This is a genomic window from Azospirillum lipoferum, assembly GCF_024170005.1.
GTDB classification, from domain to species: domain Bacteria; phylum Pseudomonadota; class Alphaproteobacteria; order Azospirillales; family Azospirillaceae; genus Azospirillum; species Azospirillum lipoferum.
The window spans coordinates 25,810-52,353 of record NZ_JALJXJ010000024.1 but is presented as its reverse complement, the minus strand read 5'-3'; the positions used below and the strand labels follow the sequence as shown (position 1 = coordinate 52,353).

The window sequence follows — 26,544 nt, the reverse complement described above, 5'->3', positions numbered from 1 at the left end:
CGGGGCGGGTCAGTCTGGAAGCCTGAATTCCTCGCGGATGCCGCAGACGAATTGTTGCTCGGGAACCGGCGGCGCCGGCGCAACGACGAGATCCGTGGGAAGATCGAGGCGCATTGACGCGGGCGGCCCATAGGCATATGGCCCTGTCACCGCCCGGACTCGCCAGAAGATGTCGGGAACCCCAGACAGGTGTCGCAGCGGCACCGTCAGGCTGGCCTTGTCGACGATGCGCATGTATTGGGGCAGGATCGGCTCGATGAAATGCTCGTCACAGCAGAGCATGACTTCATAGGCGAAGAGCGGATCGCCCTCCCAGCTCAGTTCAACGCTGCCGTCCTGTCCGGGCTCGTCGCCGGGCTGCCGGATCACCGGCGGATGCAGGGTCGGTGCCGGCACCGGCTCGCAGTCGATGGCCCTTTCCGAGCCTTCGACCGTCAGCTCCAGCGTCTCGAATTCGCCGAGAACCTCGATCGTGCTGTCCCCATGGCAAAGCTGGGGAAGCGCCGCGGCCAGGACGGAGCCGATGACCGTCAGCTTTGCCTCGACGGCGAGCGGGCCCAGGAACTGCGGCAGGACGACCTGCAAATCCATGAAGGGTTCGCGCGCGCGGCCTGGAGCGACGGCTTCTCCAAGCGGGACCTCAAAGTGATTGCGGCCGATGAAGTGGCGCTCTTCGATGACCAGCGAGCCGATCTCCTGCCCGGACGCGGACAGCCCGATCCTGAAGGTCTCGGGCCATTCGGAATCCGAGAAGGCGGAGACTTCCAGCATGGCGTCCAGGATCGGGAACGGCACCGCCACCGTCAGGTCGAGCGGGGCGCCCGCCTCCTTCGCCATCCGCCGGATCAGCCGGTAACTGGCCTGCGACGGCGCGTTCAGGGTTTCGCCATTGCAGAAGAAGGGAGGCGCCATGCCGTCCAGATCGGCATGGAAGCTGAGATCGTCGCCGGGCGCCAGGGACAGGGACAGCTCGTGCCACGCCGCTTCCTCGGGAGGCGCCAGGGAGAAGCTCCGGGTCGCGAAGATGGCGTTGTAGTGCTTCCACTGGTGGGACAGCAGCGGGGTGTCGGCATTGTCCAAGGTGGCGACGGGATAGCCATAGCGGCTTTCCTCCAGCCGTTCCCTAGTGATGCTGTTGGCGCCGTCCAGCAGGCCGGTACGCTGATCGCGCGTGAAGGTTACCAGATTCGGATCGAGGATGACCCACCGGCCGTCGATCCGGACCTCCGGCGCGCCATGCCCGTCATAGACGGCGACCCGCGCCTCCAGCCCGCAGGCGTGGGCGATGGTGCAATAGACCGTTGCGAAGTCGTTGCAGTCCCCGCCATAAAGGCACAGGAACGGGATCGGGTCCCGCCGGTGCTTCTGTCCGATGCTCGGCGATCCGCGTACGCCCGAACGGGCGATATACTGCCAGACCGCGAAGGCGGCCTGACGTTGGGACAGCCCGGTCGCGCCGATGCTTTCCAGCAGCTGGCTGCGCGTCCAGGGAGTGGTCCAGCCGCCGGAGCGGAAGCCGGTGATCGTCGCCGTGTGCATAGACGGGTTGCGCAACCGGATAGTGCGCAGGCGGGGTTCCGGCTCGGCGATGGCGATGGGCAGGCCCGGCTCTTCCGCCGTCACCATCCCCATCCAACTGCGGTGGTCGGGAGAAGACGGGGATGACCGCTGTCGGGTTCGCCGCTGATCCCCGCGCAGCAGATGCTGGCGGGCCGGGAGGGTGAGCAGGAAGGCAATCGCCTGGATGATCTGCTGATCGTCCGGGTTGTGCATTCCCCCAGGCTGGAATTCCGCGAAATTATGCTGGATTGCAAGACCTCGCCGGACGACGCCAAGCACGAACGAAGCCGAGGTCTCGTCATTTTCCAGAACCAGATACTGGTAGGTGCGGCCGTTCTGCCTCGGGTCGGAGCCGTCGCTGCTGCTGAACAGCAGGCGCCCGCTCCAATGGGAGTAGCGTCCGCCCCCTTGCTCCCGGATCTCCTGGTGAAGGCAGTGGCGCGGTCCGAGAATCGTTTGGTTTTCAAGCAGTATCAGACGGCTGCGGCGTGGAAAGAGGCTGTCGTCCGAAATCAGGTCAGAGTTCAGTTGAACTTCATATGCCAATCCGGACTCGTGCGAGATGGAAGACGGAATGATGATAGAATTTAACATAATATATTCCTGACAATCTTCCTCCAGGTTTGCTGATCCATTGAAAGGCTTGTCCTTCTTTCAAATAGAAGTTGAATTTTATTGGTCCTCTACGGTGCAGCCGCCTGCGATATTCCATTTGGGCGCCCGCGCGACCTCCTGGAAGTTACAACTCTAATCAAAGCGGTGGTGCCCGTCATCCGACATTGTGCCGTCAGGGGGAGGAAGCTTCGGTTCGTGATGCAAGCGAATCGGTGCCCGAGGCAACGTGTCGCTTTCCTCAATTCCAACTTGGGACAATCTTGAGAGAAGGCATATGAGTTTGGAATTAATCTTGATGATTTAACGCAAAATCGCTATGGTCTTCCTGCCGAAGGCGAAAGTCAGTCTAAGCCATCGATTTTCACATTAATTGAAAAACGAAGGCAGGAATATTTTTTATCGGAGTCATTAGAAATGAGTAAAACCCTTCCGGTTCATGCGACGCCGCTCAATGAACTTGGACTGGAAAATGTGTCAGTAGATGGTTTTTTTTCAAAGTCCGATGAAAATAGACGTTTTGACTTCCTGAAGCCGGAGCCGGTCAGCTTCAAGAACGGTTATTTTCTGGAAGATTACTTTCCGGATAGGGATGCCCCGGCGGCCCAATGGGCCAGAAACGGAAAATCCTATCTCAGTTCAGAGTTGTTTTTCATCCGGCTGAAGAATGTTTTCGTTTTCCCGAACCGCAGCGCGATCATGCTGGCGCCGGGTGTCTTTTTGAAAGAATCTTTGAACAGTGTCTGTTACGGTGACCAGGATAAGAACTTTGATTATCTGGCCCGTTTTCTACCGAATATTACGAAGACTGACGAAGGGTTGGTCTTCGATCCGGAAATCTGCGATCGCGCGGAAGTGATCGAAGATACGGTCATGCTCGTCAACACCGTTCAGGACAATTACGGCCACTGGCATCTCGACAGCCTGCTGTCCGCCTACGGGATCCGCGACTGGATTCTGGAGAAGGACGTCAAGTTCCTGATGCCTACCACCAAGAACGAACCCCGTCGGTACCGCAACCGGGGCTGGATCCATGACAGTCTGGCGGTGCTGGGGATGGGCGGCCGACTGCGTGGTACGCTCGAACCGATCGTCTTCTGCCGCGACCTGATCTATTCGAGCCGGATGTTCACACTCGGCACCAACCAGCCGCCGCCGCTCTTCAACACGATGACGTCGGAGATCGCGCAGCGGGTAGCCCGCGATAACTCAGTTCAAATCCGCCAGCCCGAATACATTTTCCTGATGCGCAAGGGTGGCGGCGCCGGACGTTACATGCTTAACGAAGAAGCTCTCGCCGCCGGTCTGCAGAGTTACGGCTTCGAGTGCCTCGTACCCGATAATTTTGGTTTCGCCGATGAAGTGAAGTTCTTCGGTCAAGCCAAGATCCTGATTTGCCAGACCGGTGCTGCAATCCTGAACGCTGCCTATGCGCCGGAAGGCTGCATCATCTGCGAGATTGGGACGGGTAATGTGCTTTTCTCCGCCTTCGTCCATGTCGCGGGGGTCACGGGGAAGCGCTATGTCATGCACCATGTGCCCGAATTAATCCGAAAGGACCCGACTCGGGAGGTGGAGGCGGCCAATCGCGACCAGTGTTCCTTCGAGGTCCCGCTGGAAAGCTTCCTGCCCTTCGTCGCGCGATTGATGGAACTGACGGGCGTCACTGTCAATCCGGAGACCGCCCTGATCCGTGCCGTAGCCGAGACGAGGCCGGAGATCGAGCAAGGGGTCTGCTATCAGGTTCTCGACGCACCCTTCTCGCCTGATCAGGTCGAGACACTCGCCTACGCCTGCTACATTCCGGAACTCGCGCGTTATGCGGACGGCATCGGAACGGGGCCCCGGTCGCCGCTCCGCCTGCTGGAGAACGGCCGGCCGATCGGCCAGCCGCACAGCTCGCATCATGATATCCGGACCATCGGTGGCGGGCGGTATTCCCACTGGAACAACCACCTCCTCTTCTCGGCCAGCGACAACTCGGATCCGAACATCAACGGCCGGACCTATTCAATTTATTTCGAGCGCTGATCGCTCGTTCCATTCCCAGTCCCCGCCCGGACAGGCGCCTTCTGCCTGCACTGGCGGGGCAGCGCACAAATCACAGCCGCTGTTCGGCTCATTTTTTCAGGCAAGGAATGCCGCATGGATAGACAGGACCTCCTCGACGCTGCGGGACGCTGGTGGGAAGACCAGGCGAAGCCCGCCTTCGTTCCGGGGGAAAGCTATGTGCCCGTCACCGGCAAGGTGGTGGACGCTGACGACCTGCGGCATCTGATCGATGCGTCCCTGGACATGTGGCTGACCGAGGGTCGCTTCGCCGACGGCTTCCGCAAGCGGCTGGCCGAACGTTTCGGGGTGAAGTACGCCAGCCTCACCTGTTCCGGCTCCGCCTCCAACCTGGTGGCGGTGAGCGCCCTCACCTCCCCGTCGCTGGGAGAGCGGCGGCTGGCGCCGGGCAGCGAGGTCATCACCGTGGCGGCCGGTTTCCCCACCACCGTCGCCCCGATCGTCCAGAACGGCTGCGTGCCGGTGTTCGTCGACGTCGATCTGGCCACCGCCAACATCACGCCCGACCGGGTCGAGGCGGCGCTGACCGACAAGACGCGGGCCATCGTCGTCGCCCACACGCTGGGCAACCCGTTTGACGCCGCGGCGCTCGCCGACATCGCCGAACGCCACAACCTGTTCCTGGTGGAGGACTGCTGCGACGCCTTCGGCGCCACCCTGAACGGCAAGGGGGTCGGCACCTTCGGAACGCTGGCCACCCTCAGCTTCTATCCGGCCCACCACATCACCACGGGCGAAGGCGGCGCCGTCTTCAGCAACCGCAAGGCCTACGAGCGGCTGGTGAACTCCTTCCGCGACTGGGGGCGCGACTGCTGGTGCCCACCGGGCCGCGACAACACCTGCGGCCGCCGGTTCGACTGGTCCTTCGACGGGCTGCCGCCGGGCTATGATCACAAATACGTCTACTCCCATCTCGGCTACAACGTGAAGATGACGGACATGCAGGCCGCCATCGGGTTGAGCCAGCTGGACAAGCTGGACGGCTTTGTCGCCCGCCGGCGGGAGAATTTCCGCTTCCTGCGTGACGGCATGATCGCCCTGGGACTCGACCGTTTTTTCGTTCTGCCCGAGGCCATTCCGGGGGCGGAGCCGAGCTGGTTCGGCTTCCTGCTGACGGTGCGCGACGACGTGTCCCTCGACCGCGGCGTCCTGGTCCGCCGGCTGGAGGAGCGCAGGATCGGCACCCGCCTGCTGTTCGGCGGCAACCTGACCTGCCAGCCGGCCTTCCGTGGCGTGGACTACCGCAAGGTCGGCGACCTCACGAACACCGACACCATCATGCGCCGCTCCTTCTGGCTGGGCGTCTGGCCGGGCCTGACCGAACGGCACCTGTCCTATGTGCTCGACACCCTGAAGGGCATCGTTACGGAGGAACTGCGATGAAGGCGGTCATTCTTGCTGGCGGACTTGGATCGCGTCTCAGCGAGGAGACGGACCGCGTTCCCAAGCCGATGGTGCGCATCGGCCGGATGCCGATCCTCTGGCACATCATGAAGATCTACAGCCATCACGGCATCAACGACTTCGTCGTCTGCCTGGGCTACAAGGGCGAGGTCATCAAGCAGTTCTTCCTGGAAATGCGCAGCACCCTGTCGGACTTCACGATCGACATCGGGAACGGTGCCATCAGCTATCACGACAAGTCGCACGACGACTGGCGCGTGACGCTGATCGACACCGGGGATGCGACGATGACGGGCGGCCGCGTCAAGCGCATCGCCCCCTACCTCGACAACGAGACCTTCTGCCTGACCTATGGCGACGGCGTCGCCGATGTCGATGTCCAGAAGGCGATCGCCTTCCACCACGAGCAGAAGCGTTTGGCCACGGTGACGGCGGTGGAGCCGCCGGGCCGTTTCGGCGCGCTTGAACTGACGGATGACCGTGTGGGCAGATTCTCCGAAAAGATCGACAACAAGAACGCCTATGTGAACGGCGGCTTCTTCGTGCTGGAGCCGGCCTGCCTGGACTATATCACGGACGACGCCACTGTCTGGGAACAGGATCCGCTGGAGCGGCTGGCCGCCGCGGAGCAGCTGGCCGCCTATAGGCACAAGGGCTTCTGGAGGCCGATGGACACCATCAACGACAAACGCTTCCTGGAGGATCTCTGGGCGAAGGGCAATGCCCCCTGGAAGGTCTGGCCGTGACCCTGCACGCGCACGATTTCTGGCGGGGCCGGCGGGTCTTTCTGACCGGCCACACCGGGTTCAAGGGAGCCTGGCTGTCGCTGATGCTGCGCCGGCTGGGTGCGGAGGTCACCGGCTATTCCCTGCCGCCCCACACCACCCCCAGCCTGTTCGAACTGGCCGGTGTCGCTGACGGCATGACCTCCATCATCGGCGATATCCTGGACGCCTCCTCCCTTGCGCGCGCCATCGCCGACTGCCAGCCGGAAATCGTCCTGCATCTGGCGGCCCAGCCGATCGTCCGGCTGGCCTACACGGATCCGGCCGGCACCTACGCCACCAACGTCATGGGCACGCTGAACCTGCTGGAAGGGGCGCGCCGGGTTCCCTCGGTGCGGTCCATCGTGGTCGTGACCACCGACAAATGCTACCTGAACCGCGGCTGGGTCTGGGGATACCGCGAGAACGACCCGCTCGGCGGCAACGATCTCTACAGCAGCAGCAAGGCCTGCACAGAGATCCTGACCGCCTCCTTCCGCCATTCCTTCTTCCCGCCCGAACGCCATGGCCAGCATGGCGTCGGCATCGCCACCGCCCGTGCCGGCAACGTGATCGGCGGTGGCGACTGGGCCCCCGACCGGCTGGTTCCCGACGCCATCCGCGCCTTCACCCGTGGCGACACGCTGCGGCTGCGCTATCCCGGCGCGGTCCGTCCCTGGCAGCATGTGCTGGAGCCGCTGGAAGGCTATCTCCGGCTGGCGATGCGGCTGTGGCAGGACGGCGCCGCCCATGCCGATGCCTGGAACTTCGCACCGCTTCCCAGCGGGGAACGCCCGGTGGGCTGGATGGCCGACCGGCTGGCTGCCCTGTGGGGTGATGGCCGGGTGGAGGTCGAGCAGGCGGACCATCCGCACGAGGACACCGTCCTGCGGCTGGATGCGACCAAGGCCCGCGTGTCCCTGGGTTGGGAGCCGCTGTTCGACCTGAACGAGACGCTGGAGCAGACGGTGGCCTGGTATCGGGCACAGGCTGGCGGGGCCGACGCCGGCACCCTCACCCGTGACCAGATCGATGCCTATCTGGCCCGCGGGGCCGACAAGGCGGCGGTGTTCCTATGACGGAGATCATCGGGCTGGATCTTCCCGGCGCCTTCGAGATCCGCCCGCCCGTGCACCGGGACCTGCGGGGGACCTTCCGCAAGATCATGCACCGCCCGACCTTCGAGCGGCATGGGCTGTCCACCGAATTCGCCGAGGAATATTTCACGGAATCGGCGGATCGGGTACTGCGTGGCCTGCATTTCCAACTGCCGCCGCACGATCATGTGAAGCTGGTCTATTGCGTGACGGGCGCTGTGCTGGACGTGGCGGTCGACCTGCGCCGGGATTCTCCCACCTTCGGGCGCCACGTCATGGTGGAGCTGTCAGCGGAACTCGGCAACGGTGTCTATCTGCCGCCGGGATTGGCGCATGGATTCTATGTGCGGCGGGGGCCGGCCATTCTGGTCTACAAGACTAGTACCGTCCATACGGCGTCGGCGGACAGCGGCATCCGCTGGGACAGCGCCGGCATCGACTGGCCCGACACTGCCCCTATTTTGTCCGGACGTGACCTCAATCTCCCAACGCTGGAGTCTTTCGAAAGTCCTTTCCATATCCGCTGACAGACACGTTTGATGTCGTCACGAAGTGTTGCTTGTGCGAAGCCTGATGGATTCTAGAGTGTGATCGGTTCAAACGGAATCGCCTGAAGCGTGAACCACACGGAAAACCAAAAGCTTAGAGTCTGTCTGGCGCTTTAATCGGCACCGGACAGACTCTAAATCTAAGAAAGTATAGTTCACGACAGTTCTGAAGCGTGGATTAAATCTTTAAGGCCGTCCTCAAGAGAGATTTCCGGTGTCCAACCCGGTACAGAATTCCCTCCGCGCCATGGCTGCATCACTTCTCGGGTTCGGTAAGAGCGGGCTCCCCACTCTACGGGAATCGGTTGTGCGATGACTTTCTCAAAGAGGCCTACAATTTCACGCAACGGCAGACAGCGGCCCGATGACACGGTGTAGAAATCTTGCGTGCCACTTTTTCCCCTCAGCAAATGTATCCCAGCGAGGCGAAAGGCTTCGACCACATCTTTGATATGAACAATGTCAAGAAGCTGTTCTCCCGGTGACATGCGCAACGTTTCTCCCTTTTCGGCAGCGTTCCGCAATAAATGAAACAATTTGGGGCGGCTATCTGCAGGCCCGTAGGTGTCATATAATTTAAGTGTCGTTACGGAAAATCCGCGAGCCGAAACATAGTAGGAAATAATAGCTTCAAAAGCCTGTTTGGTCGCGGCATAAAGATTTACAGGATCATATTGATCGCCATTGAAGTGTTGCCACGAAGTTCCGGTGTTTACGAGACGGCGAACGCCTGCGTTGCTCATGGCTTCCATCAATCGAGCACCGAACAATACATTGGAATTTATGAGAATATTAATATCCTGGGGCTTATGATCAGTTATGTATAGAGACGCGAGGTGAAAAACAATATCTGGTCGAACATTTTCAATAATTCTTGCTAATTCCTCACCTTCACTATCCATATGCTGGGTAATGTAAGGGGGGAGGAGATTTGAATTTCTGCCGGAGCGGACCACAGCGTGTACGAGTGCTCCGTGTGCGGCTAAATGGCTGGCAAGATGACGTCCCACAAAGCCGGTAGCTCCTGTCAGAAGAACACATAATTGATTGGATGACGCTAACGTCATAGCATGCCTCTTTTTGGGAATGATTTTACTCATAATCGGTATTGAGCGACGCCGGCGACAGCCCAGCCATCTGAGCGCCGCGCAGGGTGCAGTCGTCGGACCACAGATATTTCCACTGGGCAAAGCGGCCGCCGAGCAGCAGGGGGCCTGACAGGGGGCGTGCACGCTCCCAATCGATCACCGGGTCCAGATCGTCCTCCTCCCGCTCCAGCCCATAGCCGGAGAGCCAGTCGAGGATACTGTCCAGTGCCGCTTCGCGGGCGTGGTCGAACAGCACGTTGGCGTAGGGCTGCGATACTAGCCCAGCCCGGATGCTTTCCCTGTCGGTGCCCGGCGCGATCAGCCCCATCGCCGTTAGTTCCTCCACCACGCGGTCGACCAGCGCCTGGCCCTCCAGAAGCAGCGGCCGGGTCGGGCCGGCATACACCTCGACCTGCAGGCCGCAGGTGCCGGGCGGAGTGACCTCCGGCGACAGGTTGGTGGTCAGGGTGATGCGGGTGGACAGGAACTCCTCGTCATAGACATACAGCCAGCTTTCCGGGCGCGTGGGCGGATGGGGAACCAGGACGTTCACCAGCGACAGGTCGGTCCGCGCCAGCCGCCGTGCCGCCGCACGCACCTCGTCGCCGGCCTGCGGCGTCGCCTCCACGAAGCGGTCGAGCGGAATGGTGCTGACCAGCCGGCTGTAGGGATGGACCGTTCCGTCGGCGGTGGTCACCTCCCGCCGTTCCAGATCGATCCGCTCGACGCGCGCGCCGTAGCGGATGTTCGCCCCCTCCGCCAGATGGGAAAAATAGCTGGCATAGCCGCCCGCCTGGGGATAGCGGATCCTGGTGATGTAATGGGTGTCGTAGGGCAGGGGGCCTTCCGCTCCCCGTTCGATCTGCTCCAGGTCGGGATAGAAGATGCGGCGCCCGATCCAGGACACCGTCATCTCTTCCGGCTCGACCGTCCAGTATTTGCGGGTGTAGGCCGCCGCGAAGACCCGGGTGAATTCGGGGCCGAACGCGCGCTCCAGCCAGTCGCCGTAATGCGCCGGCTCCTTGGCTGGCAGGGCGCGGATCGCCTGGACCGACGACAGGCAGGCTTGCCGCAGACCCGGCTCCATCTGGTAAAGGTGGCTCTGTGCCGGATGGGAGATCCAGTTGCCCCGGTAATGGTTGCTGATCAGGGCCTGGAAGCTGCGCTGCCGCCCGGCGCAGCCGACCTGCTGAAGATGGCGGACATAGGCATGCTTCGTGAAGGATACGTGGGGACCAATGTCCCAGAAGGCGCCGTCCGTCCGTTCGGTCCGCACCAGCCCCAGGGGACGCGTGCTTTCCTCGAGCACCAGACAGCGGTCATGGCCCGCATGGTGGCTGAACGACAGGCCGGTCAAGCCCGCTCCCAGAACGACGATCATGACTGAACCATGCAAGAAGGGTGAGGATGTAGAGGAGAGATCGGGACAGGCCCGCTTCCTGAATGGACTATATCCATTGTCCGGGCGGAAACCAGTAACGTTCTTGCCGCTTCCGATGCCGGAACGGTTTGCCCGACGGGCTTGACAAAAGGGAAAATATACCTATATTGTTCCCTGGGTCAACACCCGCAATGCGCCCACGCCGGTCCTCGCCAGCGTGGGCTTTTTCATGCCCGGATTCCGGAGGTGCCGCCGATGAACCCTGTTGTCATGCTTCCCGATGCCTATGGGCACAAGACCGACATCCTGACGCCGCCCCCCCACCGGCAGGTCCATTCGCTGGCGCCGTCCACCGCCGTCACCATCCCTGTTCCGGCCGGTGCCCGGGCCGTTCTGATGGCGGCGACCACCGATTACTGGGTCCAGTACAATGCGGAGGCCATCCTGCCGACGGCATCGGTCACCGGGGGGCAGGCGCCGGAATTCAACCCGATGGCCCGTTCGGTGGCCGGGGTGGCGACGCTCTCCTTCGTTTCGGAGAAGGCCGGTTTCCTCAGCCTTGGCTTCTATGGGTGACGCAATGAATGGACGATATTCCTACCCTCCCCAGCCCGACCTGAGTGGCCTCGCTCCCGCCGCCCACGGCCATGGGATGGAGGCGGTGGCGGGGCTGACCCCGGCGCTGAACGGCAAGGCGCCGCTGGCCTCCCCCTCCTTCACCGGGGCCGTCGCCCTGGCCTCCGGATCGGCCGCCGATCCGGCCCTCGCCTTCACCGGCGATACCAACACCGGCCTGCTCCGGTCCGGTCCCGACACGCTGGGCTTCGCGACCGGCGGGGTCCAGCGCACCACCCTGGACAGCGGCGGCACCCTGGTGCAGGGCCATACCGCCGGGGTGAGCATCGGTGGAACCGGTGGTTCCTCGCCGGTGGTCCAGGCGCATGGAACATCCTGGTCATCCGGGATCGGTGCCTGCCGCTGGGATGGTGCCAGCGTCTATGGCGCGCAGCTTTCCATCGCCAAAAGCCGCGGGGCCGCCGTCGGAACGCGCGGCGCGGTCCAGAGCGGCGACGAATGCGGCCGGGTGTGGTTCACGGCCGACGACGGCGCCGCGTTCCTTCCGGCCGCCGACCTCCGGTGCTGGGTCGACGGCACGCCGACGGCGGGCAGCGTGCCGGGCATGCTGGCCTTCGGGACCACCCCCGCCACCGGCTCCACACCGGTGGAGCGGTTGCGCATCGGCAATGACGGCACGGTGACGCATCGGTCCAACGCGACCGTCGTCATCGACGCCAACAGCCATCTCGGCCTGCGCAGCTACACGGTGGCGACGCTGCCGAGTGCCGCCGCGGTGGGACGCCTGATCTGTGTCAGCAACGGCACCGGCAACAAGAGGCTGGCGGTCAGCGACGGCACCGGCTGGCGGTGGCCGGACGGCGCCCTGGTTTCTTGATTCGCCCCCGACTTGGAGAGAATGATGCGGACGACGAAACTTCCTTATGAATTCCTGGTTCGTTGGGACCAGCAGGGCAATCTGGCCGGTGCCCACGTCCAGTTCCGCTTCGTCACCACCGATGAATCCGGAACTGTGATTGGCGAATTCGTCGGGCCGGCGGAACCGGTGGCGGCTGCCGGGGCGAACGGCTTTCCCCTGGCCGCCGTCCTGACGCAGGAGCAGATCGCCGCCTTTGCCGGTGCGGCACCGGAACCGGTGGAGGGCGGCGGACAGCCGCTCTGACGCCGGGACAGCCTACCGGACGATCAGGAAGGTTCCGCCCAGGGTGGACAGCAGAGCCGGGTCGATGTCCCGGAAGGGACTGTCGGCTGCGGCACGCAGGCGCGGCAGGAACTCGGCGAAATACTCCTGATCGATGGTGGCTTCCGGCAGGAAATCGACCGTAGCGAAGTCGATCGCGCGGAAAAGGGCCTCCATGACGCTCGCCCGCATCCGGTTGCCATGCTGGTACTTTGCATCCCCACTCAGTTCATCGTAGCCGGCTTGGCTGAGCAGGAGAAATTCCAGCGGGCGCGCGAAATTGCGGTGGTCGCGGAAATCGACCCGATGAACACCGCGCGCGCCCGGCTTCATGCAGCGGGCCAGCGACAGCAGTGCCGGCTTCATCGCATAGAAATGCTCGAACGCGGCGTGGGAGACCGTCAGGTCGGCCAGTTCGCCCCCCATCCCAAGGTCGGCGGCCGTCACATTCTCCAGGGAGAGGGGGACCGGCCGAATCCGCTCGGGATCGAACGCCTGGGCCGTCAGCGAGCGCTCGACCGGCTTCGGATCGACCGGCCAGCCGCGCTTGCGCATCTCCTCGATCAGGACCGGCAGATACTTGTCGTGCCACCCCGCCCGCCAGCTGGCCAGATAGCGGTCCACCACGCAGACCCGTGCGCCCAGGCATGCCATTGCCAGCACGCTACCCATGTCCGGACCAGGGCCGATCTCCAGAACCAGGCGGTCGTGGAAGCCGTTCAGTCCGCCCTGCACATGCGTCGCGTAGAATTCGACGATGCTGAGGGCGTAGTTCACGCGCTCCGAAAAATAAACGGTCTCCGACGGCTCGACCATATAGACGCGCCCGTTGGTGTTCGGGTCGCTGTTGTCGCTCGTGGAGAAATACAGGACGTTGCGCCAATGCGAATAGCGCCCGCTGCCCCGGGTCCGGATTTCGTCATGCGAGGCATGGCCGGGACCGAGCAGGCGGTCATCCTCCCGCAGCGCCAGGATCGAGCGGGTGACGAAACCGACGTCGTCGGTCAGCGGAAAAAGAGTGGGGTCTATCGGAACCGTCCATGCGGCTCCACTTTCCTTCCGGAAAGGCGGAGACAGTATGACGGGAACGGAAGTCTGCTCGTCACCGCCGAACATGGCAGCCCTTAACTCTGATTACCCTGCGCTAGCTATTGGATAGCTCCGCCGGAAAGTCAATGAATTGCCATGACGAAAGGCATGGCTTCCTCTGAGCGCAGTCCATGCATGCGAACGGATGCCCTTCGGCGGCATCTTTGCAAGGCGGGGAAAATGTTCTCGCCTCATACCTATGAAGCACGGGCTGCACGAAGCGATACCATAGCGTGCGGATGCGGCCGGTTGATGAGGCGGGCTCGAATGGCTTGTCGAAGTTGCTTCCGGCGTGCAAATGTTCAATCCGCATTGTCAGGCGATCCGATGACGCCTTGCAAGCCAGTCAGTGCTGTCACCAAGGCCAGGTCCGGACTCCATGAGCTTCATCGCAGGATGCCTCCATGCGTCTCCTTCAGTGGACAAGGCGGCGCGGTTGATCGTGTCCAGGGCCGCGGCCACGGCGGAAGCGCGGGGGCTGTTGCGCTTCGGTTTCGAGGTGGGGCCGCGGATCAGCGTCGCGGTTGCGCAGCCCGATGGACCGGATGAACCGTTCCAGCCCTTCGTTACCGGCGATGGGAGATGCGGGCTCGTGCTGCTCGGTGGCCGTCTGGCGGCGAATATGGGAGAGGCATCCGGCGGCGGCTCGCAGGAGGGCGAGCGGCTGCTGGAGCGGTACCGCACCGGTGGCGAGGCAGCCCTGACCGGGTTGCCGGGCGATCATCTGCTTTGCCTGTGGGATGAAGACCGCGACCTTTGCATTGTGTCGCACGGCTTGGCCGGCACCCGGCCTCTGTTCGTCAGGATGCACGGCACTGACATCGCATTCGCATCCGAGGCCCGGCTGCTGTCCGAAAAGGGCGGCTGCCCGCTGTCCCCCGACGACGCCCTGCAATTCCTGCTCACCGGCATCGCCGTTCCCGGCCTGGACCGGAGCCATCCTGACGACGGCGTGCGGCGCCTCGATCCGGGGATGACCTTGCGCTGCCAGGGTGGGGTTCTGTCCCGCTGGCTGCCCGACACCCCGGCGGGGACGGAGGGTGGAAGTCTCCTGGACCGGCTTGCCGACGTTGTCGGTCCCGGACCGGGCCGCAAGGTCCTGTTGCTGAGCGGCGGACTGCATGCCGGCATCCTGGCGGCGGCGCTGGGCAAGGCCGCCGCGGGAGATGAACCGCCGCCGGTCGCCTGGGCTTTCGGCTTCCCCGGACTGAACGAGTTTCCCCTTGCCGGCGCCATAGCCGATCGGTTCGGCCTGAAGCTGGAAACCTGCGAACTGTCGCCCGAAGCCGTTCTCGATGCGGTGGATGGCCGTCTGGCCGGCCATGGGCTGCCGGTTGACGATCTGCTGCTTTTCCTGCTGTGCGCCGGGATCGGGCAATTGGGCGATGGCCCCGGCCGGGTCCTGGCGGGAATCGGCGGCCGTGCCCTGTTCGGCGAAGCCGGGATTGCGGCGACGCTCGACGCCGGTGCCTGCTCCGGGCTGGTGCGTGGGGCGGACGTCGTCGGAACCCTGCACCGGACCGGCCTGTCGATGCGCGGCTGGGATCCGACGGGCCCGCTGCCGGCTGCGGATGAAAGCACCCGTCTTGCCGGAGGGACGGTTCCGCTGCTGGCCAGTGTGCTGGGGGAACGCGGTTGGGAGCTGGATGTGCCTTTCCTCGGCGGCGGCGAACTGGCCGGCTGGGCGGAAGCGCTGCGTCGCCAAGCCCGCGCCGATGGCATGCCGGTGCGGCGCCGGCTCCTGGCCGAAGTGCCGGCGCCGCTCGCCGATGCGATGGGACAGCGGGAGCCGGGTGCGGAACTGGTGACGCCCGACATCCTGCTCGACGGTCAGCGCGACCGTGTTCTCGACCGTCTGGCCGCCGCCCGTGGCGGCTCGCTCGCCAGCGTTCTCGATCTGGATGCCGCGGAACGGCGGATCACCGCCCATTATGACGGGACATCCGATCCGCTGCTGGTCTGGCGGCTGTTCCTTCTCGCCACCTGGTCCGCTTCGGCGTAAAGCCGAAGCGGACCCGCCTCGGGGCCTTATCCGGCAGGAGCCGGCATCGGCGACGGCCGGCCGATGGAGGTATAGGTAATGCGTCGGAAGGTTGTCTTCCCCACCCCGCGACCTGCTCTCTTCAGGCCCGATCCCATTCTTTACAGGGCGATCCTTGCGAAAGGCACATCCAGCCGGTTGAAAGCCGGGCTGTAGAAGGGGTCGTCGAGCGCCTCCCCCCACGTCGCCAGGATCCTCTTCACGTCGTTCCGATGGGTGTCGAGACCGACTTGGCCGGACAGGTAGCCGCGGGTCTTCGATTCCAGGTGGTACAGGCAGACCGCAGGGTCGTAAACCACCCGCCGGCCGCCATGCCGCACCGCCATGCAATAGACGATGTCATTCCACTCGACCGGCCAGGATGGGTCGAAGCCCTTCACGCTCTCGAAAACGGAGCGCCGGGTCACCATGCAGGCTCCGGTCACGGCAGCGGCGGACCGCAGCACGAGGTTGCGGCCGAGATAGCCACCTTCGTTGCCGGGCATTCCGCGCCCGTCATGCACCGCCCCCTGCTGGTGGCTGGTGACCACGCCGGCATGCTGGATGCTGCCGTCGCCATAGAGCAAGCGTGCTCCCACCACCGCGACTTCGGGCAGTTCCAGCGTCGCCACCGCACGGCCCAGCCATTCGGCGTCGGTGGCGATGGTGTCGTCGTTGAGGAAGACCAGCACGTCGCCGTGGGCCTGCTCCGCGGCCAGGTTGTTCATCATCGCCCAGTTGAAGGGGCCGCGATACGGCATGACGTCGACGCCGCGCTGGGCCTTCATGGCGCCGATCAGGGCGACGCTGTCGGGATCCTCGTTCTGGTGGTCGATCACCAGGATCTGCATCGCCCCTGAATAGGCCGCGCGCGTGCGCAGGAGCGAGTCCAGGCAGTTGCGCAGCAGGATCGGCGCGTTCCTGGTCGGCACGATGACGGTGACCGAAGGCAGGCTGGCCGGGCGGGGCATGATGTCGCAAGGCTCGACCAGCGTCTGGCCGGTCTCGTCGGTCTCGCTGATCACGCGCGTCTGCCGCACCTCCGCTGCCAGTCCACGGCGTCCGGCCCATGCTTCCACCGCCCGCGGGTCGCCGGTCAGCAACCGCGGCAAGCCGCCAGGGCCGCGCAGGTCGGTCGTCTGGTCCAGGCTGTAGAGTACGGACGGTATGTGCCGGATCGCATCCGCCGGCACGCAGTCGCTCAGGCGCAGCATCAGGTCGTGCAACCCTGACGGCGGTGTCCCGTCGGCGATGGCGAAGGCCCGCAGCAGAGCATCCGGCGTCACCAGGACCATCGGACCGGCATAGTCGTAGGACAGCAGCATTGCCGGATCGAAATCGGGCTTGAACACCGGCAGGATCTGCGCCGGCTTGCCGTTGCGGGCATCGGTCAGAACGTCGTGATCGCTGTAGGCGACGGCGCCCGGATCGGCCGATGCCTGTTCCAGGGCGGCTAGAAAGGCGGCTAGGGCATCGGGCCGCAGGGTTCCGGCGCTGCCGACCACCAGATGGGCGGCGGCACCGGCCAGGGCAGGATGGCTGGCCAGCAGGCGTGGCAATGCGGACGGCGACGCGACCACCGCCCGGCCATCGGCCTCCAGCGGGCGGATCAGCGCCCGGGCCTCGCTGCCCAGATTATTTTGGCCGAGTGTGTCGGCAGTGGCCAGCACGGTCAGTATCCAGCGGCCATGCGTCTGCTCGTCCAGCGAGGCGAGCAGACGGCGCAGCGGTGCCGGCTCGACTGCCGTCTCCAGCAGGATCACGTTGACGGCGAGGTCGGCCACCGCGGCGGCCTGCCCGTCCAGCAGGCGATGGCAGGCGAGCAGCCCTTGCGCCTTCAAGGCGCCATAGGCCGACAGCGGCGGGCTGACGGCGCGCAGGACATGCGGGATCTGCTGCTCGATATTGGCGAGCATCTCCTTCATCGACTGGATGGCGGCCAGCACCCGGCCGAGATCGTCGAGAGCCGCCGGCAGGTTCGCCTTGACGTAGATGTCCGAACCGAAAGGCATCTTGGAGTGGGCGTCGCTTAACCGCAGCACCGCTCCCCGGGCGACGAGGTCGGCATGGGCGGCGGGGATGTCGAAGACGAAGCCGTATGTGCCGCTGCCGCCAACGCGTTCGCCCAGACCCGGAATGAAGTGCTCGCAACGCACTGCGCCGATGAAGCGGCCGCCGAGATGCAGTTCCAGCACCACGCGTTCCGAGAAGTCGCTGGCATTGGCGCACCAGCCGGAAACGCTGCCGGTCCCGCTGTGCGACGCCTCCCCGATCAGGCGCCGGGTCGGGGCGAGTTCGAGGGCGGCCAGCCGGCCCTGCACGCCGGAACGTGCCAGCCAATCGGCCACGGCGGCCGGCAAGCCGCCGCGGAAGCCATCGTCACGCAGGATCGTCAGCAGCCAGAAGCGCCAGGAGCGGCTGGTGGCGATCAACTCTCTGGAGTTGTCCGACAGGGGCAGGCGGTCCAGCACCCAGCGCGCCAGGGCATCGTCCGGAGCCGGGGCCAGGGCGACATGCGGCAGCACGGTGTCGCCGGCCAGTCCGGCGACGACGCCGTTGAGAAAATCCTTGCGCAGCAGATAGCTGCCCAGGAACTCGCCCAGCGTGCAGCCGGTGGCGGCCGTGATTTCCTGGACGCTGTTCGGGTGACGGCCGAGGAACAGGCGGTAGCCGTTGAAAGCATCCTCAAGGCCGGTGTGCGCCACGGCATCCGGGCCTTGCGCCGGTGCTGCCTTGTTTCCAGACGGTTTCAGGCCGCTGTCCATTCCCATATCCCTGCTCTGATCCGTCGATCCACCCCCCACTCCGGTGCCGGGCGGCAGGCCGGAGGTGGCGGAACTGTCATCCGGCACCAGCTTGCAGGTACTGCGGGGCGGTTTTCCAGATCCCGTTGACCCTGCTTGCCAGAACCTGGTGGGCACCGTCTGCCATGGCCGGGGAAAACTATCCAAACGGCGCGCCGGTTTTCTGCTCGATTATGATCGAAGTCGCGACATACGGACGCAGGATCGGCTCAGGCCGCCGAAGGCCCGACGCTTCAGATGTTTTGCAGGATCGTGGAGAGGCGACTGGCATAAAGCTCCTGCAGGACGGGGCGGGCGAAGCGGCTGCGGACGAGGGCAGCCCCAGCGGCAGCCCGCCGTTGGGTCTCGCCGCGGTCCTCCCACACCTGCCGCATCGCCTCGGCGGCATCACCGATATCCGGTTCGAACCAGCGGGCTCCCGGAGTGGCGCCGATATATTCGTCGCTGTCCAGATAGCGTTCGCAACCGCCGACCAGGAAGCCGGTTTCGTCGCTCATATAGTCGAGGTTGGCCGAATAGCGGGACGCGATCACCGGCTTGCCCATCATCATCGCCTCCACCATGGTGTAGCCGAAGCCCTCGGCCCGGTGCAGCGAGACATAGGCGTCGCAAGAGCGCATCTCGGCCAGGGAGTCGGCGTAGGACAGCTCGCGGTCGCGCACGAGGATGCGGGGATCGCTTTCGATCAGACGATCAAGCTCCAGCTTGTGGGCGAGGTCGGCGATGCTCCGGCTGGTCTGGCGATAGCGGATGCGCAGAACCAGCCGCACCTCCTTTTCGGCGGGAAAGGCTTTCTGGAAGGCGCGAGCCACCGCCAGCGGATTCTTGCGCGTGTACCAGCTCCGGGCGTCGAAGCAGAAATAGAAGGTGAAGGGCTGCTCCTCCGGCCGCTTCGCCGTGTCGGCCTTCAGAACGCGCTCGTCGACGCAGTTGGGCACGATGTGGATGGGACCGGAAAAATGCTGGCCCAGGGTGTCGGCGCAGAAGGCCGACATGGTCCACACCTCGTCCATCATCTCCAGCGCCAGATGGGCCGAGCGGGGCAGCGCGCTGGTTTCCCACAGGAAGAAGCCGATGTTGTACGCGCCGGCGAAGCGTGCCAGCCCATGGTTGATCATGTCGCCCGGCGCGCCCAGCAGGCCGAAATGGATCAGGTTGATCGGGTAGAGTTCCTCCCCGGCATGGCGGTTTGGCACCGCCATCATCGGCATCGTCACGCCGAAGCCGGCGTCCTGCAGGATATCGCGGGAGAACAGGGCGTTGCGACTGATGCCGGTGCCGCCGTCGAAATAGCCGAACAGATTGACGCCCTTCGCCTGCGGCGTGCGCGGCAGGTGGCGCGCCACCGGCGCGGATTGCCGCTGGCGCAGCGACGACAGGCTCAGGACCTGCGCCCCCGGCACGCCCAGGCGGGTGTAGAAATAGCCAAGCCCGGTCATGACCTGGCCGTCATGATGGATCGGCGCGTCCAGAAGCGCCCTCACCTCCGGGGGCAGGAACAGATCGTCCAGGTTCCAGCGCACCAGCCACAGCGAGATCGCCAGCAGCAGGGGGAACAATGCCCGCTCCTCGCGGAGGTCGAAGGCTGCGGCCAACTCAGGGTCGCGGGCGTGCATCCCGGCATAGAAGTGCGAAATCAGCCCATGACGGTCGATCCGCGCCGACGTATTCAGCTCCTCCACATGGCGGGGGGACAGCGCCTCCTTGGGCAGGCGGGCCTTGCCGAACATCCAGTGGGCAAGGTCGCACAGCGCGTCCTCTCCGCTGCCGAGCCTGTTGTCGACGGCGTCGCCCACACCCGTCCGGTAGGCCGACAGCAGGCGCGAGCGGAAGAAGCCGGTGGCGTCCTCTTCGCCCGAGGCCAGATAAGCCTTCACATCGGCCGGCAGCGGGCACCAGGCATGATCGGCGAGCGTGAAGCGCTCGGCGTGCCGCACCAGGAAGCGGGTCAGGTCGGCAGCACTGCGCAGGTGGAAGTTATGCTGCTCCTGCAGCCGGTAGAGCTGGTGCGCCAGGAAGCCGCCGACCGTCAGCTCGCTCCCTTCGAACCCCTTGGCGGGCCGGAGCAGCCGTGCGTCCTCCCCCCGGTCGCGTCCGCGCTTGGTCTGGTTCGTCGTTTCGGAAAGCGCACTGGCACACAGGGCCTGCCGCTCCGGCGTCATGCCGGACAGGGCCGTGTCGATCACCGCCCGGTGAAGGCCGGTGATGACGGGAGCACCCGGGATCGACATCCTGGTGCCGTGGATCTTGATGTCGACACAGCAGCCGTCGATCGACAGAAGGCCGGCTGGCAGGGGGATGTTGAAGGCGAGGAAACCGTTCCGTCCTGGCAGTCCGCTCAGCGCCTTGTGATGCTCGTTGCAGGCATGGGTGCCGAGAAAGCGTCCGTCGACATAGAGGTCGATCAGGCATTCCTCCGCAGGGTTGCTCTGGTTGTGCAGCCAGCCATAGATTTTGCCGGTGGTGACGAACTCAAGCCGCCCCTGATAGGTGGCGATCGTGCCAATCTCGGCCCTGATCGGGCTGATCGCGTTCATCGGGCACTCCCCAGCGCGGCGGGCGCGTTGGTTCCGGACCTGAGGACAGCCGAAGAGGACGCGTATTTGCTCAACCCTGAAGAAAGGGAAGAGATCGAGGCAATCGGGAAAAGCTTAGATCTCGAAGCAAAAGACGCCATTTGCTCAGCCATACCAACAAAGAGATATCTCTCAAGAGGTACAGTAGCAAAATCAACCCAGCGTGGTTAGGGCTTTTGTGTTATATTGCAGACGTGAAATAAAGTTCGCGTGCGTCCGCATCGAAGTTGCGGGCCGGAGCGGAAGGTTTCCCTTCCCCGGCCCGCTCCTTTCAACCGGCCGGCAGGATGAAGCCCTGTGGCGGCTTGCCGGCCTTGTGCAGCGACCACATGACCTGATAGGCGCGCTCCAGGTTGCGGGTGAAGCGGTGGCTGTCGAACAGCGGCGCCGTCATCCGCCCGTCCTCCAGACGCTTGCGGAAGCCCGCCCGCCGGCCGGGGTCGCCGGCGAGCGCCACCGCCAGTTCCTCGTACTCGGCCAACGACCGCGTGATGGTGTCGGGCAGGCCGGCGGCGTTCAGCAGGCTCGCCGCCACCCTGGACGCGAAGGTCCCGCCCAGGCAGGTGACCACCGGGCACCCCGCCCACAGCGCGTCGCTGGTGGTGGTGTGGCCGGTGTAGGGCAGGGTGTCGAGCGCCAGATCGGCGACGCGATAGCGGGCGATGTGGTCGGCCAGCGGGCGGGGCGGGGCGAAGGCCAGCCGGACGGAGTCGACGCCCTGGGCCTCTGCCGTGGCCTTCAGGTTGGCGGCGGCCCGCGGGTTGGCCTCGAACAGCCACAGGACCGATCCTGGCACGCGCTTCAGGATGCGCATCCACAGGGCGAACATGGTCGGGCTGATCTTGTAGGCGGTGTTGAAGGCGGCGAAGACGACGCCGTCCTCCGGCAGGCCGCAGTCGGCCCGCGATGGCACCCGGCCAGGCACTTCGTCAGGCAGCGGGCGGCGGCGGTCGTTGATCTGGTAGGCGTCGGGCAGGATCGCCAGCCGCTCGGCGTAGAAGGGCTGGTGCTCCGGCGGGGTGACGAAGCGGTCGCCGATCACATAGTCCATGTGCGGACAGCCGATGGTGCCGGGATAGCCCAGGTAGCTGACCTCGACCGGCGCCAGCCGGCGCGACAGCAGATCGAGCCGGGTCTGCTTCGTGTAGCCCTTCAGGTCGATCATGATGTCGACGCCGTCGTCGGCCATGCAGCGGGCGACCGCGTCCAGCGGCACGCTGCGGATGTCGCGGAAGCGGTCGAAGGCCGTCACCAGCCGCTGGCGCATGGCGCTGCCGTCGTCGGGCCCATAGGAATAGGCCAGCACCTCGAACCGCTCGCGGTCGTGCAGCTCGAACAGTTCGGCCGCCAGATAGGCGGTGGCGTGCTCGTGGAAATCGGCCGAGACATAGGCGATGCGCAAGCGGCTGTCGGACCGGCCGTCGGGCCGGCTTTCCGGCCGCGCCGGCATCGGCGGGGAGGAGGGGCGCTTGACCAGCCGGTCGTAGAACAGCCGGGCGGAGCGGTCCTGCTGGGCCGGCGTGGTGTCGATCGACAGGGTGGCCAGCGGGATGACGACGCCGCCGTCGCCGTCGATGGTCTCGGTCACCCGGCTGCACAGCCGGTCGTAGTCGTCCCAGGCGCAAAGCGTCTGCTTGAGGTAGAGGTGGTAGCACAGCGCTTCGGTCTTGGCCGGCGTCAGGGTCACCGCCCGGGCATAGGCGGTCTCAGCCTCGTCCAGGCGGCCCAGTTCGCGCAGGGCGTGGGCATAGCCGAGCATCGCCTCGCCGTTGCCGGGCTCGACGACCAGCGCCCGGGTCAGGGCGCGGAGCGCCTCGGCCATCCGCTGGCCCTCGCGCAGGGCCACGCCGAGATTGGCGGCGGCAAGCGCGTCGACCGGCCGCAGCCGCAGCGCGCGGGCGAAGTCGGTCGCCGCCCCGTTGCGGTCACCCAGCGCCAATCGGGTCGAGCCGCGGTTGACATAGCCTTCCGGCGTGCCGGGCGTCAGCTGGACGCAGCGGTCGTGCGCGGCCAGGGACTCGCCCATGCGTCCCAGCGACTGCAGCACGGTGCCGAGATTGCCGTGGCTGTCGGCCAGATCCGGACGGATCGCGATCGACTGGCGCAGGATGGTCTCCGCCTCCTGCAGGCGGTTCTGCATCATCACCACCGTACCCAGCAGCTGGGTGACCTCACCCTGGCCGGGAACGGCGTTCAGGATCGCCCGGCACAGCTGCTCCGCCTCGGCCGCGCGTCCGGCCCGGAAATGCTCCAGCGCCAGCCGGAGCGCCTCGTTCAGCGTCATCGCCCAGCCTCCCCGGCAAGGGCGCCGTGCCGGGTTCCGGTCTCGGCCGCGACCTCGGCCGTCACCCTCGCCATCACCTCGGCCCAATCGTTGGGGCTCGCCTGGCGGAACAGGCGCATGGTCGGGTACCAGGGGCTGTCGAGCCGGTCGCGCATCCAGCGCCAGTCGGCGAACCATTTCAGCACCACCCAGGTCGGCCGTCCCATGGCGCCGGCCAGATGGCAGACCGAGGTGTCGCAGGTGACGATCAGGTCCATGTTGGCCATCACCGCGGCGGTGTCGAGGAAGGCGTCCGGCCCGGCATCGAAATCCGCCCCCAGTTCGGTCACCGCCACCCGGTCGCGCAGCCGCTCCAGATGGTCCAGGCCCGACACCTTCTGCAGGCTGTAGAGCCGGACGCCGGGCAGCTTGCCCATCGCCTCGAAGCACTCCAGCGGGATCGACTTGCCGGTCTCGTTGCCGTGCCAGTTGATGCCGATGCGCAAGGACGGCCGCTTCCCCCCCTCCAGCCGGTCCAGCCGCTCCGCCCAGCCGGCTTCCAGCTGCGGCTCGGCCCGCAGGTAGGGCACGCCGCCGGGAACGCTGTCCGGCGTGGTGCCCAGCCGGTGCATCAGGCTCATCAGCGAGATGTGGTAGTCGTAGGCCGGCAGCGGCTCACCGAAGGCGAACAGCCCGTCCAGGTCGGGAGCGGCCGACAGCACGCGTTTCAGCGCCGGCTGGCATTCGTAGAGCACCCGCGCGCCCATGCGCTTCAGCACGCCGGCATAGCGGATGTACTGGAAGGAATCGCCCAGCCCCTGCTCGAAATGCACCAGCAGGGTCTTGCCCGCCAGCGGCTGGCCCTGCCACAGGACGCCCGGCATGTTGCGCTTGCGCCAGACCCCCTGCTCCAGCCGGCCCTCATAGGCGACGGTGCCGTCGGCGTAGTCGCCGGCCATCAGCAGGCAGGTGCCGAGATTCTTGCGGTACTCCGGCTTGCCGACGTCGATGGCGAGCGCCCGGCGGTAGTTCAGCGCCGCCTCCGCCAGACGGCCGAGGCTGAGGCTGACGGCACCCAGGTTGTTGTAGTTGACCGCCATGTCCGGTTCGACGACCAGCGCCAGCCGGTAGACGGCGCTCGCCCGCCCGCCGTCGCCGGTGAACATGAACAGGTTGCCCAGCGTCAGCAGCGCGCCCGGATAGCCGGGCTTCAGCCTCACCAGTTCGCGGAAGGCGATCAGCGCATGCTCGAGGTGGCGGCGGTCGAGCAGGATGCCGCCCAGCGCGTTCAGCGCGTCCAGATGGTCGGGCTTGAGCCGCAGCGCCTGCCTCAGCGGCTCAAGCGCCTCGTCCGGCCGGCCGGCGGCGCGCAGGCACAGGCCCAAGGCGCCATGCAGGGTGGCGGCATGCGGCGTCGCGATCTCCGGGCTTTCGTCGATCAGGCGGCGGTAGACGGTGGCCGCCTCGTCGAAGCGGCCGGCCTGGAACAGTGCCGCACCGGTGTTGTAGGCCTGGACGAAGGCCGGCGAGAACTCGGAAATGGCAACCCCCAAAGCTTGACCGCGCAAATGACCGGCGGCGCGGATCGATCGCTGCACGGACCCGCGGCTTCTTAACCCAAGACCCCGGCCGTCAGCAATAAAGGGCTGCCTCTTTCACTTCTTTGATCTTACTCCTGCGGCTTCCGTCCGATCGCCGCCCAGGAAATCTCGTTGACCCAGGCAAGCTGCACGTCTTCCAGCCCGGCGCCCGTCATCAGCGCCTCCACCTCGTCGCGGCGCCAGTAGTTGGCGATCTTCGGCAGCATCTGGTCGAAGACGATGGAGCGCAGATGGGCAAAGTCGAAGCGGCGGATCAGGCGGAAATATTCCAGCCGGTCCAGCCCCAGCCGCAAGGCCAGCCACAGCAGGGCGGTCGGCGGCAGGGACAGCGCATGCACCAGCCCGATCGGCAGGCGGCTGAACAGCGCCTTGCGCAGCGGGTCGGCGAAGCGGACGATCCAGCCGTTGTTCTCGCGGCCATAGACCCAGATCATCACCCGCCCGCCCGGCTTCACCGCGCGCACCATGTTGGCGAGCGCCGTCTCCGGATATGCGAGATGGTGGACGACGCCGATGGAGAAGGCGAGGTCGAAGCGTTCGACCTCGTTCAGCTCATAGGCGCTCTGGCGGCGTACCTCCATCGCCGGATGCGGCGCCAGCGTCGCGCGGGCGGACGCCAGGCTGCGCTCGTCGATGTCGATGGCCAGCCCGCCGGCCGCACCGTAGCTCATCGGCCAGTGGCTGTTGCGTCCCATGCCGCAGCCGACGTCGACGAAGGTCAGGCCGTGCCAGTCCTCCGGCTTGAGAAAGGGCGTCCAGCGGCGGAACTGCTCCTCGTAGATGTCCTTCAGCTCGGCATAGCGGCCCCATTCGTAACCGAAGCGGTCGGCCGACCCGCTGTGCACCGCGGACGCGGTGTCGGGGGCGGGGGAAGAGGGCGGCGCTTCGCTCATCGCGGCGGTCCGGTGTGGTGGCGGGGAAGACGGCGCTATCGGTAGAAGCCGAAGGGCGCGCTTGTCAAGCAAGGGGCAAAGGGGACGCAAATGGGATAAGAACGGCCCCGAGCGGGGGCAGGTGGCGGACAGGCCGGTTCCTCCCGCCGCCGCGGGCGGCTACCATGCGGCCCCTTGCCGCGAGACGAAGCCGCCCTTCCATGCCCGACACGCCGTTCTACAAGCCCGGCATTCCCATCCTGTTCGTCCATATCGGCTACAAGGCCGTTCTGGACATCGCGCTGCGGCAGGCGGTGCTTGCCTCGCCCGACAGCCCGGTGATCCTGCTGACCGACGAGATCCGCGACCTGCCCTTTGCGGTCCATCAGGCCGACGTCCGCCTCTACACCAACTCGCACCCCCGCTTCGGCGCGGTGTACGAGCATCTCTCGGTGAATGGCGAGGGGTACGAGGCGATGTGCTACGGCCGCTGGTTCTTCGCGCATGAGTTCGCCGTCCGCCATGGGCTGGGCCGCTTCTGCGTGTTCGACAGCGACATCATGCTCTACCGTCCGGTGGAGCGCTTCGCCGCCGCCTTCGCCGGCCGCATCGCCGGGAACTGGAGCTGGGCCAACTGCTTCGAGGGGCCGGAGGCGCTCGGCTTCCTGTGCGACCGCTTCGTGGAGATCTTCGCCGACAAGCCGAGGCTGCACGCCCTGGCCGACCGTTTCCGCATCGGCGGCCGGCCCCATGTCAGCGACATGCACCTGCTGATGGAGATCGCCGCCGCCGACTCCCGCTTTCTGGAGCAGGGGCGCCTGATCGACCAGGGGTTCGACCACAACATCCGCGACGCGAACAGCCGCTTCGCCATGCGCGACGGGCTGAAGGACGTCCGTTTCGATGCGGACGGCATCCCGGTCTGCCCCCGCACCGACGGAGGCGACCCGGTGCCCTTCACCTTCCTGCACTTCCAGGGGCCGGCGAAGGAGCGGATGGGCGACTTCGCCTGGCCGGCCGCGGATTGATCGCCCATGGA

Annotated in this window: 19 protein-coding genes; 10 read left to right on the top strand and 9 right to left on the bottom strand. The window is 65.5% G+C overall.

The window, feature by feature from the left end:
* Positions 1 to 9: 9 nt before the first annotated feature.
* Positions 10 to 1,773, bottom strand: coding sequence for a transglutaminase-like domain-containing protein (locus tag J2848_RS33575; protein WP_149233367.1), 1,764 nt, complete (start codon positions 1,771 to 1,773; stop codon positions 10 to 12).
* Positions 1,774 to 2,589: 816 nt separating this feature from the next.
* On the opposite strand from J2848_RS33575, the gene J2848_RS33570 reads away from it, so the two are divergent.
* The 5 genes from J2848_RS33570 to J2848_RS33550 all read left to right on the top strand — a co-directional run bounded on the left by J2848_RS33570 (position 2,590) and on the right by J2848_RS33550 (position 8,034).
* The gene (locus tag J2848_RS33570; RefSeq protein WP_149233368.1) at positions 2,590 to 4,203 is read left to right on the top strand and encodes a glycosyltransferase family 61 protein; all 1,614 of its coding nucleotides are present in this window, start codon (positions 2,590 to 2,592) and stop codon (positions 4,201 to 4,203) included.
* 114 nt (positions 4,204 to 4,317) lie between these two features.
* On the top strand, positions 4,318 to 5,625 hold the full coding sequence (rfbH, locus tag J2848_RS33565) for a lipopolysaccharide biosynthesis protein RfbH (RefSeq protein ID WP_149233369.1): 1,308 nt from the start codon (positions 4,318 to 4,320) through the stop codon (positions 5,623 to 5,625).
* Positions 5,622 to 6,392, top strand: coding sequence for a glucose-1-phosphate cytidylyltransferase (gene rfbF, locus J2848_RS33560; protein WP_149233370.1), 771 nt, complete (start codon positions 5,622 to 5,624; stop codon positions 6,390 to 6,392). The genes rfbH and rfbF overlap by 4 nt, the downstream gene beginning before the upstream one ends.
* Positions 6,389 to 7,489, top strand: coding sequence for a CDP-glucose 4,6-dehydratase (gene rfbG, locus J2848_RS33555; protein ID WP_246194074.1), 1,101 nt, complete (start codon positions 6,389 to 6,391; stop codon positions 7,487 to 7,489). Before rfbF ends, rfbG begins: the two co-directional genes overlap by 4 nt.
* Complete coding sequence (locus J2848_RS33550) at positions 7,486 to 8,034, top strand: dTDP-4-dehydrorhamnose 3,5-epimerase family protein (RefSeq protein WP_149233372.1); 549 nt, start codon at positions 7,486 to 7,488, stop codon at positions 8,032 to 8,034. Before rfbG ends, J2848_RS33550 begins: the two co-directional genes overlap by 4 nt.
* Before the next feature lie 176 nt (positions 8,035 to 8,210).
* Here the strand turns inward: J2848_RS33550 and J2848_RS33545 are convergent, their stop codons facing one another.
* Together J2848_RS33545 and J2848_RS33540 are read right to left on the bottom strand one after the other, a co-directional pair.
* Positions 8,211 to 9,155 carry an NAD-dependent epimerase/dehydratase family protein gene (locus J2848_RS33545; RefSeq protein WP_149233373.1) on the bottom strand — a complete coding sequence of 315 codons (945 nt, stop codon included), beginning with the start codon at positions 9,153 to 9,155 and terminating at the stop codon, positions 8,211 to 8,213.
* On the bottom strand, positions 9,148 to 10,524 hold the full coding sequence (locus J2848_RS33540; protein WP_149233374.1) for a protoporphyrinogen/coproporphyrinogen oxidase: 1,377 nt from the start codon (positions 10,522 to 10,524) through the stop codon (positions 9,148 to 9,150). The genes J2848_RS33545 and J2848_RS33540 overlap by 8 nt, the downstream gene beginning before the upstream one ends.
* A 255-nt stretch (positions 10,525 to 10,779) precedes the next feature.
* Here J2848_RS33540 and J2848_RS33535 point away from each other — a divergent pair, with 255 nt between their 5' ends.
* From J2848_RS33535 to J2848_RS33525, 3 genes are read left to right on the top strand one after another with little or no spacing between them, the layout of a single operon-like run.
* Positions 10,780 to 11,100 (top strand): hypothetical protein, encoded by a 321-nt coding sequence (locus tag J2848_RS33535; RefSeq protein ID WP_149233375.1) that lies wholly within the window; start codon positions 10,780 to 10,782, stop codon positions 11,098 to 11,100.
* Between the two features lie 4 nt (positions 11,101 to 11,104).
* Positions 11,105 to 11,977: a hypothetical protein gene (locus J2848_RS33530; RefSeq protein WP_149233376.1), complete on the top strand. Its 873-nt coding sequence runs from the start codon at positions 11,105 to 11,107 to the stop codon at positions 11,975 to 11,977.
* Positions 11,978 to 12,001: 24 nt separating this feature from the next.
* On the top strand, positions 12,002 to 12,262 hold the full coding sequence (locus tag J2848_RS33525) for a hypothetical protein (RefSeq protein ID WP_149233377.1): 261 nt from the start codon (positions 12,002 to 12,004) through the stop codon (positions 12,260 to 12,262).
* Between the two features lie 12 nt (positions 12,263 to 12,274).
* Here J2848_RS33525 and J2848_RS33520 read toward each other — a convergent pair whose 3' ends face one another.
* Positions 12,275 to 13,396: a class I SAM-dependent methyltransferase gene (locus J2848_RS33520; protein WP_149233378.1), complete on the bottom strand. Its 1,122-nt coding sequence runs from the start codon at positions 13,394 to 13,396 to the stop codon at positions 12,275 to 12,277.
* Positions 13,397 to 13,811: 415 nt separating this feature from the next.
* On the opposite strand from J2848_RS33520, the gene J2848_RS33515 reads away from it, so the two are divergent.
* Positions 13,812 to 15,371, top strand: a complete 1,560-nt coding sequence (locus J2848_RS33515) for an asparagine synthetase B family protein (protein ID WP_149233379.1) — start codon at positions 13,812 to 13,814, stop codon at positions 15,369 to 15,371.
* Between the two features lie 140 nt (positions 15,372 to 15,511).
* Here J2848_RS33515 and J2848_RS33510 read toward each other — a convergent pair whose 3' ends face one another.
* From J2848_RS33510 to J2848_RS33490, 5 genes are all read right to left on the bottom strand, one after another.
* Positions 15,512 to 18,154, bottom strand: a complete 2,643-nt coding sequence (locus J2848_RS33510; RefSeq protein ID WP_149233380.1) for a glycosyltransferase family 2 protein — start codon at positions 18,152 to 18,154, stop codon at positions 15,512 to 15,514.
* A gap of 272 nt (positions 18,155 to 18,426) precedes the next feature.
* Complete coding sequence (locus J2848_RS33505) at positions 18,427 to 20,730, bottom strand: glycosyltransferase family 4 protein (protein ID WP_149233381.1); 2,304 nt, start codon at positions 20,728 to 20,730, stop codon at positions 18,427 to 18,429.
* Between the two features lie 310 nt (positions 20,731 to 21,040).
* Positions 21,041 to 23,053, bottom strand: coding sequence for an O-linked N-acetylglucosamine transferase, SPINDLY family protein (locus J2848_RS33500; RefSeq protein WP_149233382.1), 2,013 nt, complete (start codon positions 23,051 to 23,053; stop codon positions 21,041 to 21,043).
* On the bottom strand, positions 23,050 to 24,630 hold the full coding sequence (locus J2848_RS33495) for a tetratricopeptide repeat protein (protein WP_246194075.1): 1,581 nt from the start codon (positions 24,628 to 24,630) through the stop codon (positions 23,050 to 23,052). Before J2848_RS33495 ends, J2848_RS33500 begins: the two co-directional genes overlap by 4 nt.
* A gap of 71 nt (positions 24,631 to 24,701) precedes the next feature.
* Positions 24,702 to 25,526 (bottom strand): class I SAM-dependent methyltransferase, encoded by an 825-nt coding sequence (locus tag J2848_RS33490; protein WP_149233383.1) that lies wholly within the window; start codon positions 25,524 to 25,526, stop codon positions 24,702 to 24,704.
* Positions 25,527 to 25,726: 200 nt separating this feature from the next.
* Here J2848_RS33490 and J2848_RS33485 point away from each other — a divergent pair, with 200 nt between their 5' ends.
* Positions 25,727 to 26,533 (top strand): hypothetical protein, encoded by an 807-nt coding sequence (locus tag J2848_RS33485; protein ID WP_149233384.1) that lies wholly within the window; start codon positions 25,727 to 25,729, stop codon positions 26,531 to 26,533.
* Positions 26,534 to 26,544: the final 11 nt, after the last annotated feature.